General features: G+C 59.6%; 16 protein-coding genes and 2 pseudogenes. 7 read left to right on the top strand and 11 right to left on the bottom strand.

What is annotated here, in order from left to right; translation table 11 throughout:
• Nucleotides 1-103 precede the first annotated feature (103 nt).
• From FE263_RS16840 to FE263_RS22600, 3 genes are all read left to right on the top strand, one after another.
• Nucleotides 104-547, top strand: a complete 444-nt coding sequence (locus FE263_RS16840) for a methylated-DNA--[protein]-cysteine S-methyltransferase (RefSeq protein WP_171034156.1) — start codon at nucleotides 104-106, stop codon at nucleotides 545-547.
• Nucleotides 547-1,521, top strand: a complete 975-nt coding sequence (locus FE263_RS16845; protein WP_138327180.1) for a quinone oxidoreductase family protein — start codon at nucleotides 547-549, stop codon at nucleotides 1,519-1,521. The genes FE263_RS16840 and FE263_RS16845 overlap by 1 nt, the downstream gene beginning before the upstream one ends.
• Nucleotides 1,522-1,860: 339 nt before the next feature.
• On the top strand, nucleotides 1,861-2,106 hold the full coding sequence (locus FE263_RS22600; RefSeq protein WP_240759816.1) for a hypothetical protein: 246 nt from the start codon (nucleotides 1,861-1,863) through the stop codon (nucleotides 2,104-2,106).
• 105 nt (nucleotides 2,107-2,211) lie between these two features.
• Here the strand turns inward: FE263_RS22600 and FE263_RS22955 are convergent.
• The 4 genes and pseudogenes from FE263_RS22955 to FE263_RS22605 form a co-directional block, all read right to left on the bottom strand.
• Nucleotides 2,212-2,619, bottom strand: a pseudogene (locus tag FE263_RS22955) (TniQ family protein); the annotation flags it as partial.
• Nucleotides 2,620-2,903: 284 nt separating this feature from the next.
• Entirely contained in the window at nucleotides 2,904-3,380 is a 477-nt protein-coding gene (locus tag FE263_RS16855) for a GNAT family N-acetyltransferase (protein WP_171034157.1), read from the bottom strand.
• 140 nt (nucleotides 3,381-3,520) lie between these two features.
• Entirely contained in the window at nucleotides 3,521-4,414 is an 894-nt protein-coding gene (locus FE263_RS16860) for an AbiTii domain-containing protein (protein WP_138327183.1), read from the bottom strand.
• A 57-nt stretch (nucleotides 4,415-4,471) separates the two neighbouring features.
• Nucleotides 4,472-4,738 carry a helix-turn-helix domain-containing protein gene (locus tag FE263_RS22605; RefSeq protein WP_240759818.1) on the bottom strand — a complete coding sequence of 89 codons (267 nt, stop codon included), beginning with the start codon at nucleotides 4,736-4,738 and terminating at the stop codon, nucleotides 4,472-4,474.
• A gap of 420 nt (nucleotides 4,739-5,158) precedes the next feature.
• On the opposite strand from FE263_RS22605, the gene FE263_RS16870 reads away from it, so the two are divergent.
• Complete coding sequence (locus tag FE263_RS16870; protein ID WP_138327184.1) at nucleotides 5,159-5,737, top strand: hypothetical protein; 579 nt, start codon at nucleotides 5,159-5,161, stop codon at nucleotides 5,735-5,737.
• A 16-nt stretch (nucleotides 5,738-5,753) separates the two neighbouring features.
• On the opposite strand, the gene FE263_RS16875 is transcribed toward FE263_RS16870, so the two are convergent.
• Entirely contained in the window at nucleotides 5,754-6,449 is a 696-nt protein-coding gene (locus FE263_RS16875) for a recombinase family protein (RefSeq protein ID WP_338086738.1), read from the bottom strand.
• A gap of 192 nt (nucleotides 6,450-6,641) precedes the next feature.
• Here FE263_RS16875 and FE263_RS22960 point away from each other — a divergent pair, with 192 nt between their 5' ends.
• Together FE263_RS22960 and FE263_RS16885 are read left to right on the top strand one after the other, a co-directional pair.
• A complete protein-coding gene (locus tag FE263_RS22960) occupies nucleotides 6,642-7,190 on the top strand; it encodes a tetratricopeptide repeat protein (protein ID WP_138327185.1) in 549 nt (182 codons plus the stop codon).
• Nucleotides 7,191-7,299: 109 nt separating this feature from the next.
• Complete coding sequence (locus FE263_RS16885) at nucleotides 7,300-7,656, top strand: hypothetical protein (RefSeq protein WP_138327186.1); 357 nt, start codon at nucleotides 7,300-7,302, stop codon at nucleotides 7,654-7,656.
• 129 nt (nucleotides 7,657-7,785) lie between these two features.
• Here the strand turns inward: FE263_RS16885 and FE263_RS16890 are convergent, their stop codons facing one another.
• The 3 genes and pseudogenes from FE263_RS16890 to FE263_RS16900 form a co-directional block, all read right to left on the bottom strand.
• A complete protein-coding gene (locus FE263_RS16890; RefSeq protein ID WP_138327187.1) occupies nucleotides 7,786-8,343 on the bottom strand; it encodes a hypothetical protein in 558 nt (185 codons plus the stop codon).
• A gap of 1,417 nt (nucleotides 8,344-9,760) precedes the next feature.
• Nucleotides 9,761-9,886, bottom strand: a pseudogene (locus FE263_RS16895) (transposase); the annotation flags it as partial.
• Nucleotides 9,887-9,896: 10 nt separating this feature from the next.
• Nucleotides 9,897-10,145 (bottom strand): helix-turn-helix domain-containing protein, encoded by a 249-nt coding sequence (locus FE263_RS16900; RefSeq protein WP_138327189.1) that lies wholly within the window; start codon nucleotides 10,143-10,145, stop codon nucleotides 9,897-9,899.
• An 89-nt stretch (nucleotides 10,146-10,234) separates the two neighbouring features.
• On the opposite strand from FE263_RS16900, the gene FE263_RS16905 reads away from it, so the two are divergent.
• On the top strand, nucleotides 10,235-10,777 hold the full coding sequence (locus FE263_RS16905) for a metallophosphoesterase family protein (RefSeq protein ID WP_138327190.1): 543 nt from the start codon (nucleotides 10,235-10,237) through the stop codon (nucleotides 10,775-10,777).
• Nucleotides 10,778-11,247: 470 nt separating this feature from the next.
• Here the strand turns inward: FE263_RS16905 and FE263_RS16910 are convergent, their stop codons facing one another.
• From FE263_RS16910 to FE263_RS16920, 3 genes are all read right to left on the bottom strand, one after another.
• Entirely contained in the window at nucleotides 11,248-11,640 is a 393-nt protein-coding gene (locus tag FE263_RS16910; RefSeq protein ID WP_138327191.1) for a hypothetical protein, read from the bottom strand.
• 36 nt (nucleotides 11,641-11,676) lie between these two features.
• Nucleotides 11,677-12,063, bottom strand: a complete 387-nt coding sequence (locus FE263_RS22965; RefSeq protein WP_408886209.1) for an LPD7 domain-containing protein — start codon at nucleotides 12,061-12,063, stop codon at nucleotides 11,677-11,679.
• A gap of 185 nt (nucleotides 12,064-12,248) precedes the next feature.
• Nucleotides 12,249-12,584, bottom strand: a complete 336-nt coding sequence (locus FE263_RS16920; RefSeq protein WP_171034160.1) for a hypothetical protein — start codon at nucleotides 12,582-12,584, stop codon at nucleotides 12,249-12,251.
• Between the last annotated feature and the right edge of the window lie 282 nt (nucleotides 12,585-12,866).

The following is a 12,866-nucleotide window of genomic DNA, read 5'->3' on the forward strand; positions in this document are numbered from 1 at the left end:
CAGGTGAAGCGCGATCGTCATGGCGATATCGTGTCTGCCCTGATCGGACGCCTGCCCCGATCACGATGCGCTATAAGCGAGAGCAAGCACCGGGATACGATTTTTGCCGCAACTTTCACTGCATGGGCCTTTTGGTAGCCTGACCGTGTCGGAGGAAGATGAAGGCTTGGTGGCGCTCGATTGGGGTTGGGGTGGCGATCAACAACAGACGGATCTCCTTCGCCGTGCCAGGGAGCAGCTGCACGCCTATTTCGATCGCGAGTTGCGCGAATTCGACCTTCCGCTCGCGCCACAGGGCAGCGCGTTCCAGCGCGCGGCGTGGCGAGCCTTCGGATCCGTTGCATTTGGATCGACCTGCACCTGCCTCGAGCTCGGATCACGCTGCGGCATCGACCCGCGGGCGCTTGGCAGGGCGCGTTCGCTGAACCCGCTGCCTATCCTGATCCCGAGCCACCGCCTTGTCGGGCCCCGACGGCCTCGAGCCTTCATTCCCGAGGGCACTGCCGACACCGCGCGTTTCCTGATCGACCTCGAGAGGAACCCATAATGTCCAAGGCTATCCGCATTCACGAATATGGTGGTCCCGAGGTCCTGCAATGGGAGGATGTCCCGGCCCCGGAACCAGGTCCCGGCGAGGCGCTCATCCTGCAGCACGCGGTCGGCCTCAACTATATCGACATCTATTACCGCACCGGCGTCTACAAGGTCCCGGGCTTTCCGGCAGTGCTCGGCATGGAGGGTGCCGGTGTTGTCGAGGCGGTCGGCCCGGGGGTGACCAGCCTCGCGCCGGGCGACCGTGTTGCCTACTCTTCGAGCTTCGGCAGCTATGCGACACGGCGCGTGGTCGCGGTGGACCGCCTCGTGAAGCTGCCCGACAGCATCGACTTCACGACCGCAGCCGGGATGATGCTGCGCGGCCTCACCGTACAGGCGCTGCTGCGTCAGGTCAGGCCGTTGCAGGCGGGCGATACCATCCTCGTGCATGCGGCGGCGGGTGGTATCGGGCTGCTGATGTGCCAGTGGGCGTCGCATCTTGGCGCCCGGGTGATCGGCGTGGTGTCGACGCCGGAGAAGGCGGAGGTCGCACGCGCTAATGGCGCCGTCGCTGCCATCGTCGGGCTGCACGATCTCGCAGCGCAGGTGAAGCACATCACCGATGGCGCCATGGTGCCGGTCGTCTATGACAGCGTCGGCAAGGACAGCTTCATCGCCAGCCTGGATTGCCTTGCCCCCCGCGGGCTGATGGTGAGCTTCGGCAACGCGTCGGGTGAAGTGACCGGCGTCAATCTGAGCCAGCTCTCGTCGCGCGGTAGCCTCTATGTCACCCGGCCTACGCTGATGAGCTTCATCGCCACGCGACAGGCGCTGGAATCATCCGCCGCCGAGCTGTTCGAGATGGTGCGCACCGGCGCGGTCAAGATCACGGTCGGCCAGCAATTCGCCCTGCAGGAAGCAGCAGAGGCTCATCGCGCGATGGAATCCCGTGCAACCACCGGCAGCACGGTGCTGATCCCGGGCTGAACCCGTCGTGGAGGCGGCAACTCCCTGTCACGCGACAGATAAGCATGTCGGAGAGTTGCGATCCAAAACAATGGCTTGATCAAGGTCGTGACAGATAAAAGCGGTCGACCACGACTCATAAATACCATCGGCTTTTTGGAGCGACCCGTTAAAACAGACGATTGTGCCCTACTCCGATATCCCCCGCCCCGGCACGGGTATCTTCAGATGTGCATCGACCACGCTTCTGACGCCCTCCAGCCCTGAGGTCCTGGCGCACAAAATGGACAACCGTATTAGGCCGTTTCTCGCGATGCGGAACGGTTTGCCGGAGGGTTTGTCCTCAACATGCATCAACGCTTGGTGGAACCGCCGCGTATCGCTGTCGAATGCCCGGTAGGCGAACGCCTGCCCTATATCGTCCTGAAGACCAAGAGGATCGGCCAGATCCCGCACGAGTCTGCTCCGAAACGCGGCCTCAAGCAGCGCTACGGCGGTGACGGCCGGGACGAGCTGCACTCCATCGAGAAGTTTCGGAGGCGGCGATCCATTTCGAAAGAAGGCGCCGCCGATCCAGCGGGCTGCCGCAGGGTCACCAGACGGTGACTTCCACCGGGATATGTCGGTACCGCAGGAGCATCGTCGCAGGTCAGAATTCCCCCAGCCAAACCGCTGACCACAGTCCGGACAGGAGGCGATCAGCTTGCAGGAATGGCGGGCGCAGACGCGGACGTGGGCGATATCCCAGACAGTCCGGTGGTAGGGGGATTCCTCGAGGCAGATAGGGCAAGCCCGTCGCTGTATAGACAGCCAGTCGCGGGGAATAGCAAAGCCTCGTAGGCGGGCATCTTTTTTCCTTGTCGAGCTTCGTATTCGCTCGGCGCCCATGCTACTCAAAACGTCCCCCGGGACGTCGGCCATAACGGCAAGCCTATCGATCTGTTCGGCGGTGGGGTACAGAATCGGCAGTTGGCGGACTCCAGCAGCGGCGGCGAAGGAAGCTGATTTCAGCTGGTGGTTCCTAAGCGCGAGGCGAAGGATGTACCCAGTCAGGCTTTCGTCGGTCTCCGGGGCGCAACGCAAGGGAAGACGGAGAGGTCTTGATTCCTCGTACTGCATCTATTTTCGCGTCGCGGTCTGCCAAGGAATCGCGAATATGCTTTAGGTCGGCACAAACTTAAGTGCAAGCACCAGCACCGTCTCAACGCAACGATCGCTCTCCCAAAGCCTCATCGCCATTCGAGCCTATGCCCACGAAATCGGGCATCTGGCGTTGCTAGCCTGTCAAAGAGGCGCTTGTAGCATGGCTTTCCACCACCTACGACTTTAGGCAGCGGGCGACGTCTTCGCCGCCCTTCTCGACACAAAGCAAACCTCCGCTAAGTGGCAATATCGGAGTTATCCTACCCTTTTGGTAACGTAAGCTGCTTCATCATGAAGACACTTAGGGGATCGTGCTCATAGTTGCCGAAGGAGGGACGTTCCTGAAAACCAAGCTTACGGTGCAGCGCCAGCGCCTCAGCTGATTTGATTCCGGTCTCCAGAAATAGGGTTTGCACACCTTCTTTCACGGCAGCTCGCTCGATGGCGTGTACAATGGAGCCTCCGATCCCTCTTCCGCGCGCATTGGGATCAACGAAGAGGCGCTTCATCTCCGCTTTATCTTCGGCTAGTCGCACGTAGCCACCACCGCCTAAGGCCTGACCGCATTCGCGCGCTACGAAGTAGCGCACACCCGCCAACAACAGCGCTGGCAAGCCTGAGCCATACCGGCTTTGCAAAGCGTAGAGAGTGTCTGCGCGTTTGTCTGCCGCCTCTAGAAAAGAGGCCACTTCCGGCTGATCCGGTGTTTCGCGTTCGATAGTAATCAAAGGTTGCACTCGACCTAGCTTTCTAGGGGTAGCCGTCACGATAAGCGCCCGCAGCTATCAGGGGATGGCTGACAGCTCGTGCTCGGGCTCCGCTTTCCACCACAAGCGGCTATCGCGTCGTTGCGATGGTCGCCTGCATTTCTGCGCAGCTACAGACTGACGCCATCTATCAAACTAAGAATGCCGTTGCTGACAACCGTCCCGGCCACGCTCTGCGCGATGGCGCCAATAGCCCTGATGATACCTGAAATTTTGCCAGTCGCCGGGGCTGGCTTCGCAAGTTCTTCCTCGAGAGCTGAGACGTGTGCCTTCATCTCCCGTTCCGAGGAGGGGGTCAGTCCAAGCCTGCCGTCCAAAGAACGGATCTCTTGAACGAGCTTGGCTACCCTCTCAAGCTCGCCTGCTACCTTCTGGGAGGAGGACGCATGAACATCGCGGCCAACCGTTCCTCCAAGGTTCCCGGCAAAGCTTCCAATGCTGCCGATGTGGTAGGTGACGTTCGGGTTGTTTGCCACTGCCTTTTCCTCCGGGGAAAACGAGAGGCCCTCCCCCTCAATTCCGGCGTTCTGAAGGGTCAACGACCAATCGAGGATCTTGGTCCGAACGATGTCGAGAACCTTGATCACGCCGTTCTTGGGGATAAAGACGCCTATTGGAAGCGCCGACGTACCAGCAAGCTCGCATAGATCTGCGGCAAGCCTGTCGGGCAAGGGCACAAGAATGTCTCCCCTGGAGGAAACGAGATGCTCGAGTTCGCGGATCGGGTTCAGCATATGCCGCCCGCAGACCCGCTCCTGAAGCTTGAGGTCTCCAATCAGGAAGGGCTGCCATCCATGGTAGGGGTTCCGGACTTTCGCTAGTCCGCGGAGGATCCGATAGTCCGGGACGTCTCCCTCGTAACCGTTCAACTCACACTCAACCCAGTCTAAGGGTTGCTGCTGGCCTAGTTTCGATGCAACGACTTTTGCCTTGCGGAGGAGGTCAGAAAGAGGGGTCGAACTGTCCAGCGCGCCGCGTTGGATTTCGTCAACAATTCCAGACATGAACAAGTAGACCCTCGAACGTTCACTTGACGGGGTGATTCCCCTTGTTCCCGGCGATCAGGCTGCCTGACCCGCCAGCGCCCGACGCACGGCGTCGGGCTCACGCAGCACGACCCGTAGCAGCGTCTTGACCGCCGGATCGAGCCTGACACGGGATTGCTCCCAGTTGCGCCACGTGGCCACCGGGACATGCAGCAGCTCGGCCATGGCGGGTTGGCTCAAGCCCAGCTGGCGACGCAGGCTGCCAGGCTCCGGATACCACTGGTCGTCGGCTGGAACGGCATCGTCCTCGGCCGCATGCCGTCCGTCGACATATGGCCTCACTCCCCGGGTATTGTCATCACTTCAACAGTCGGTCGAAAACCTACTCAACGATTTGCCCCGATGCGAGCACCTATGCACTACGCCAGCCTGGCCACTAGAACGACTGCTGGATGCGCCCGGATAGGGTAGTCCCTTGCCGGACACATGCCGGAAGATGCTGAACCCGTTTAAATAGGGTCGCTTTCTTGCTTGCCGGACGGTTATGCTTGGACGTCTAGACCTAAGCCGAACAGCCCTCAGTCGGCTAGCGGCTGGTCGGGTTCTCGGGGCTATCTTCGGTACTGCCTGTTAGGCGAAAGCGACCGCTGCTAGCTGTCAGCCGCTATACCTTGCAATAGATTGTCAGCATTCGGTATCGTTACCGTAATGGTGGTACGACGACCATCGCGCATGATTCCGGCGATCTAAGAGACTTAGAGCATGAGCAACATCACGGTGGAGCGGGATAGCGCTGGAATTTCCCGAATATGCCGCCGGGTGACACTTGCAGCTAATCTCCGCGGACTTGTAGTCTTTGTTATTATTGCGCTTGGGATGCTAATTGAGAGCCTGCACGCCCTGCAGGCGCAATCCCCGGCCACCGCGGTCTACCTTGTGCTGTTTGGCGGTAGCCTGCTTCTTGTCATCCTGTTCTTGCTTAGGTTCAAGCGCGGGGATGGTCCGATGCTGAATATTGCCAGCAGGGATGGCGTGACCTTCTTTTCATATCCGGAGCTGGGTGTCGTTCCTTGGGCTACCATCGAGAGCTTCGATATCGAACCCAGCGATATGCGCGGTAGCGGCGGCGCATTCCTAGTGGCGACTGTAAGACAGCCCTCGTCCCTCCAGACGCGGTTGAAGTCCACCAATAGCCTGGCTCCCGGCAGACGCTACGCGCCTCCATTTCCTTGTGTGGAGCGTGCGTGGATTACCAGCCTTCCGGAGCTCAAGGCTGATCTGGACGAGTTCCACGCTCAGTACAAGCAGGCTGCAGGCCAGAACCGGCAGCTCCTGCCATAGGGCGATGCTTCGGTGTTCAGCTCGGAACGACTTCTGACACGGCACCCGGAACTCCGCCTCGTCCCTCCATGATCGCACGATGCGCTATGCTGGCGCTGCACCCGAGGCGCCGCCCGATCTCGCGGATGCTATGTCCTGCGGTAGCCAGCTCGACCGCATGTCGGCGTTGAGGCGCCGAGAGCGACCTGCGCCGCCCGAGAGCCTGGCCCCGTGACCTGGCCGCTGACAGGCCGTCCCGAGTTCGCTCGATCAGGATCTCACGCTCCCAACCGGCCACGGCGGCGAGAACAGCCAGGAGCACCCGGCCAGAAGGAGTGCCGGTGTCAGCGCCGAGGTCGAGCAGCCGGAGCCGTATGCCACCCCGATCCAGGTTACGGGTCAGGCTGAGGACGTCGGCTGGATCCCGACCCAGCCGATCAAGGCGTGCAGCCGCTAGCGTGTCGCCACGGCGTAGCACTGACAGCAGCCCCGCCAGACCCGGTCGAGCCGCCCCTGGTATGGCGCCGGAGATCTGCTCGGATATGACATGCGCCGCGGGCACTCCGGCGGATCCAAGTGCATCGACCTGTGGTGCGGTGGTCTGTTCGAGCGTGCTGACGCGGGCGTATCCCCATGTCATCGGCGGATCGGTGGGTGCTGGTGCCCCGGCCGGGACGACGGGCTTAAAGGTCTTGGTGGGTAGGCGTTTGCGGGGCATCGGAGGCACTCTCATTCGGGACGGGTTTTCGGGACGCTACAGGCCCCGGAAACCCTGGCTATGAGAATCGTACCGCAAACGGAGGTTTCTGGAACGGGCGAGTGCCATAGTGAGATCTTCGGACCTCAAATTACTTGCCAGTCATGGTGCTGTACCGTAACGGCTTTATAGGGTCGTGAATGCTGCGGACTAAAGAGTGTCTGAATTATGAGACGACGACTTTTCGTTGTAGTTCTAGTCGTCTTCGAGGTCTCTTCCGCCAGTACGACAGCCCTCGCCGATGCTAACGCGAGTACACCCGTCCCGGAGCTAATTACTTTTGCGCAACGTGGTGATGCAGCCGCCGAGTATCAACTTGGTCAGCGATATCGACTAGGCCGAGGTCTGCAACAAAGCTACCCAGCTGCTCTACACTGGTACTTAAGGTCTTCGGACCAGGGGTTTACGCCAGCCGAAGATCGCGTAGCGATAATGTATATGAACGGCAGGGATGGGTTGCCCAAGGACGAGGCCAGTGGGTTGCAGCTATGGGAGAAAGCAGCCAGTCAGGGTGACTTTGCAGCGAAGATTATGACCTGGCTTTACCACAGCCGCATCTATAACGGGATGCGAGCTCTTCCACTGACTGTTCGACGAATGATCCTGCTGATGATCATTCTACCGTTCGTCGTTGCAGTCATGACAGCGTTCCTACTCTGTGTCTTTGGTTTTCGTAGACTGCTTCATAGGTCGAAGACGCAGGCTGCACCCCAGTAGCCCAAGGGTAACTTAATTTACCCAGGTTTAAGAATAAGCAGCCTACGCAGGGTCTAACGCAAAGCGGTCAGCATTATCTTTTCACAACGTCATCTTGAAGCAGAGCACGATGAAGCTGCGACTAGCCTTCCTGTCTTTTCTACTGGCAACGCCGTTGGGCAGTGCTGCGACGATGGCCAAGACGCCAGAGGTTACTCTTGACCAAGCGTTATCACAGCGGTGTCCCGAACAACGCTGGCAGCACGCCACGATGGGTGCCTATGAACAGCCTCTGGAAATGTCGGCACATGGACTTTCAGCGGCACAGAATGAAGCGCTTGAGGCATCCGCCCGTCAGTCCTGTAGCGGTGTGCCTCTCGGTGAATGGTGCGACAACCGTGGGCGAATCAGATACTTGGCGAGTATCGGCCGTATGACGGTGATGATCCAGGCGTTCTGCGCCATCAAGCCTGACACGTTCGATTGAGAGCTAATCGCATCGGTTATAGAGTTGCCGAAAGCGTTACGAAAACGGTCGTCTGTGGAACGGTCATTGCTGAAGCACTGCCTATCACCCGCCCTATGTCCTGAGGTGCCATCAAAGTGGAGGGAGTAGCTAGTAATTGGTGCTGGGGGCAGAGAAGGTAATCTCGAAGTTGCACCCGTCTTCTTTATCCATAGCTTCGACGAAAAGCCTAGCAGAGTTGCCGAAATATCTGCCGAATGCCGTGGGAAACGTTCCGGTTCCGTTTGAACTCTGTCCGCTATCGATGACATTAAGCTGCCCATACGTCTGGCTTAGGTAGCGACGTAGCTCGTTCATCATTAGGCAAGGCTCACGAATGGCTCCAGAATTCATATGTATTATCGAAAGCGTCCCCCCTGTACACCCCTGTATCGTCCTGGTCAGGCTGCTGAAATTGAGTTGAAGCTCAACCGGGTAACCGTCGATAGTCGTGGCAACCGAGTAGAGCATGACTGCTTCATGAAGGTGATGGTGTAGGGGTGCTACGCATTTGAGCGGCAGCTTGGTCGCGGCTCGGACCTCTTCTGCAGACATGCCGAACTGCATGTTCTGCCAACCCGTTAAACGTCTGACTTCTCCGGCGAGGCTCGCTGAACTCGGGAAGAGGGTCAGGATGGCTGCAAGATGCACAATATACGCCCGCGCCATGTTTTGCTCCTCTGCGCCTCTCTAGATGATGAAATCTCAACCTGCTGCTACCAAGGCAGGGGTATTACAGTGGTCCTCTCCCGTAATATACCTCGTTGTTGGATTTTGCACCGTGAACGAGTCTATCGAACGCCCTCCACTCGGTCGCAAAAGGTTCCAGATCGAAGGCAACCGCGGCGTATTGCAGACGGTTGCCTACAGAAGGCTCTCCCCCTTAGGGGGTGGTGATGCAGCCGCTTAGTATCGAATTGATCAGCACTATCGACTAGAGCAGGCATTCAGGCCATCGCGGGCGAAATGGAGAGTTTCATTAGCGTCGTTACCACGGTCGTGCTTTTCTGCCCCTCCAGTCAGGAGAACGTGGACGCGATCCAGAAGTGGCTTTCAGATCATGAGCACGGCGAACTTAGGCGACTGAACGACTACTTTGGGGGACACAAAGCCCCAGAGATCGAAGCCTACGGTGTAGCTTGTAACCACCTTGATGACCGGGGTCTCGCAGCATTCTTTTCAAGTCTTACCTGGAGCCGGAACGAAGAAGTGCTTCTGGTCATGAACCCTCAGGCTAGCGGCGTCCTCACCTACAGGCCCTTACCCAATCCGCGGCTCTCCGCTAAGCCAAACCGTGTAGGTTCTTGAGCATGCGTTTCTGGATAAGCCGGTCGAAGAGAACTTGCTATCCCCCTTCATCCAGCTTGCTAGCGACCATAAAGAGGTTGATGGAAATTCAGGCTGTATGCATGAAGCCGCGTGGGATGGACTGGCGCTATGGGAGCTGACACAGCGCTGAACGACGTGTTCCGGAACTGGCTTCAGAAGAAGCTTCCGCTTCAGGCGGCGATCGTCATTCGCCAGCATGCTCGCGCTAGCGCGCTAGCACAGGAGCCGGTACAGTCATCATCAGCCGCCCCCGGTGATAATCTCAGCCGCGATGACCTTGCTCCCGATGAGACACTCAAATGCTGGCAGCCGCCTGAGCCACTACGTGGCTGCTGGCCGCCTGAGCCACTATCTGGCCCTTCAGGACGGGTGGCGAGCAATCTGCGCAATGCCGATCACCGACGCCGACAAGACAATTGTTTGCCTTGCCACTCTTCGCCTCTACATCGATCAGCTTGCCCTGTCCTGCTTCAGACCGCCCTGCACGGCCTTGCGATTCTACGCAGCTATGATGCAATTAAGGCTCCAGCTAACCTCCCCGGCGACTGAGTTACGGCTCCAGCTAACCTCTTCGGCTGCTGTTCCAGCAGAGCCAAGTGTGCCCCAACGGACAAACTGGTTATCTGATCTCTTCTTCGGCGATTATCTCCATAGGCTGGCTGTGCTGCCTGCCCTCCTGCATGTTGATGATTGGCTACGGGTCAACAGCCAGGAATATGGCCCTGTGCTGGAACACGGCTCCCAGGGCTCGGACACATAACCAGAAGCTGATGGTAGCGGTGAGGTAGACGGCGCTGGCGGAGTTGGCGGCGAGCTTGTCGTAGCGGGTGGCGATCCCGCGGTAGTCCTTCAGCCGACAAAACATGCGCTCGATCACGTTGCGGTGGCTAAACCTAAGCCCAGTCGATCTTGCCGTCCTCATTAGGTGGATCCGGAAACCTGATCTCTACCCGGCCGCCGAGGGCATGGATGACAGCCAGCACCTTGTTGAGGGGCGCCGTAGCTTTGCCCCGTTCGAGGTCTATCAGGAACTTGACGCTGCAGTTTGTCGTCATGGCCACCTCAGCCTGCGTGAGACCGTATGCCTTCCGTGCGGCTCTGATCTGGGGACCAAACGCGGCTGCGGACGCGATTCCAGCCATTTAAGCCTCCCCAAAACACACCGTACGGTTATATTATAGGGTCTACAGGGTGCTCCGCACCCGAAAACTGACCGCTTGGTGTGTTCGACATGACGACCTGGTTCACCGCCGACACGCATTTTGGGCATGGCCGGATCGTGTCCCTATGCCAGCGCCCCTATGCTGACGTCGACGAGATGGATGCTGACCTGGTTGCACAGTGGAATGCAGTCGTGCAGCCGGATGACGACGTCTGGCATCTTGGAGACTTCGCTTACAAGTGTCGCGGTGACTTCAAGTCTTACGCCCGGAAGCTACGCGGCAGGATCCACCTGATCCACGGTAACCACGACAGCCAGACGGTCCGGTCTTGGAGCGGCTGGGCGAGCAGCCAGCCTATGGCGGAGATTGCGGTAGAGGGCTACCGGCTCGTGCTTCTGCACTACGGGATGCGCGTCTGGCCGAAATCCCACCACGGCTCAATCCACCTGTACGGTCACAGCCACGGTTCGTTGCCTGGCGACAGCCAAAGCTGCGACGTCGGGGTCGATGTCTGGGGGATGCGCCCGGTGCAGCTCACGCAGATCAAGCAGTATCTCGAAACGCTGCCAGTCCGCGGGTCCGTCGACCACCACCAGCCTGCTTTTCAGTAGGCGTTGCGGCTCACTACTTGCAGAAGGTTGTACTTGCATATCTGTCAGCCGTGAGACTACATAACAGGAGGTGGACGAATCGAGTCCAACTCCCTGAGCCGACATAATCCTGCTGACCCCTGTCAGCGGGATTTTTTGCGTTCATAGCCCAGCCTCGCGACCATGGTCGCGAGCTAATCCGGCAAATCGGGGCATCCATAACTGAAAGCTAAATACCGCAACGACTGGGCAAACGCGCCCTTCGTGGAGCTCCCTCATGCTGTTCATCGATATCCTAGCCCTAGTCCTAGCCATCATCACGCTCATCGCGCGCCTATCCGGCGTGTAGGTCAGCACCGTGCGACAGGTCGCCAGATCTCCGCCTGGGCTTACCGGAGGCGGGGACCAGACGGCTCTTCGGCCGCCTGAAGCTGCAGGAGAGCAGGAATGTGCTTGGCCATTTAACCACAAGGATGAGGCAAGGTAGACCGTCAGCGGTCGCCAAAGCGTTCGATGATTTCCGCTATATAACGGCGCGTGTACTTTTCAGCTGGGTCCGCGTCTGGTGTATCGCCCACGTGGCGAAACTCTCCCTCATCGAACGCTAAGTAGACCTGGGTTAGCTCGTCGCTGATGGATTTGTAGTGGGTAATGCTCCAGCCCCACAGATTATTGATCACCACATCACAAAAGTTAAAGTCGAGGCGCTCGTGATGATACTCTTGGGCGAGATAAAGCGCGATGCGGTCAAGGACCTGAACCTCGCAGCATCTCAGCTCCTCGGCCCAACTTCTCAGGTCGCTCTGCTGAATCCCTCTTTCAGCTCGTTCTCCTGCTACTATGGACCGTAGGTCTTCGACCACACGGTCAGTTATCTGAGACAATGGCTCATCCTCCAGAGCTAGCGTGCGGCCTGCTTGTCATAGGCTTGGATTGAACCCGTCCTTCCGGCTTGCATTTAGCTGCGGCTCGCCGCGTCGACTGACGCGACGCAGACGTTCAATCTCGACTTGGTCCGCCTCAAGGAGCGGGCTGCTGGCGACCGCCACTGGGGGATCGAGCAGAGCCAGACCCCAAGCTACAGCTCGCCGGAAGTGCGCATCACCTGTGACCTCGACCGCATCCCACCCACGGCGGCGGACCGCCTCGACCAGCTCACTGACAGCGACGTCGTCCACAACGCCCACCACATCAATCCGGTCCTGCCTGTCGACAATCCGCGTGCCCGACGTGAGGGTGAGAATGACCGCGCCGCGGGCTATATCGATATCCACTGCGCGCAGGTTTCGAGCTATCCCTTCCGGCACCCAATCCAACCCGTAAGCGCCGCGCAATGCGACCGCCAGCCATCGGCGGCGACGTGCGAAGCGCTCCTCCTCACCCTCAAGGCCGGGGCATAGCGCAACGGCACGCCGGATCGGCGGCAGCGGAGCGCGGGGCGTGAGGCGCCTGGTCAGCAGCCGGAGGCGGTGCTCGCGCTGGACGTCGATGGCTACCGCGAGGTGGTGCGCGTCCCGGCGAGCTTGGACTCGATGGCGACCAGCCGCTGCCCGATGTCGATCTGGCTCTCGGCGATCCGCTCCAGAAGTGTCAGCACCAGGTCCAGCTTCGACGCGTCCGCCTCGCTCGGAGGCTCCAGGAGCTCGAGCAGCGGCAACAGGGCGTCTGCCGCCGTGGCTGCCCGCATGGCCACGAAGCTGACTGGCAACAGGCCCTTCCGATCCGCCGTCCGCAGCTGCTCCATCGCTGTCCCGTCCTCGACCCCTCCGCCCAGGATTTCTCTGAGGTCGTCGATTGACCATGAAACTGGGCGTGTCGGCGTCGGCATGATTTGGCTCCCTGGGGCTCGCGCCCGGGTCGTGTGGTGGCAGCACCAGGCCGCGCAGCCGGTCCGCCACGTCGCAGGCCCGGATACGCGCTCCAGGCTCTTCGCTCGCTCGACCGAGTATCCGGCTGAGCGCGTGGGCGTTGCCGCTCGTGTCGACCAGCACCGGCACACGATCACCCTGCGCAAGCCGAAGGTGTCGCCCCTCGAGCGCAGCGACGAACAACCTGCCATCATCTGGGTCTAGACCGCGGTTAGCCAATATTCAGGTTCTGGTTATCCTGC

Source organism: Lichenicoccus roseus, assembly GCF_005844085.1.
In the GTDB taxonomy this organism is placed as follows: Bacteria; Pseudomonadota; Alphaproteobacteria; order Acetobacterales; family Acetobacteraceae; genus Lichenicoccus; species Lichenicoccus roseus.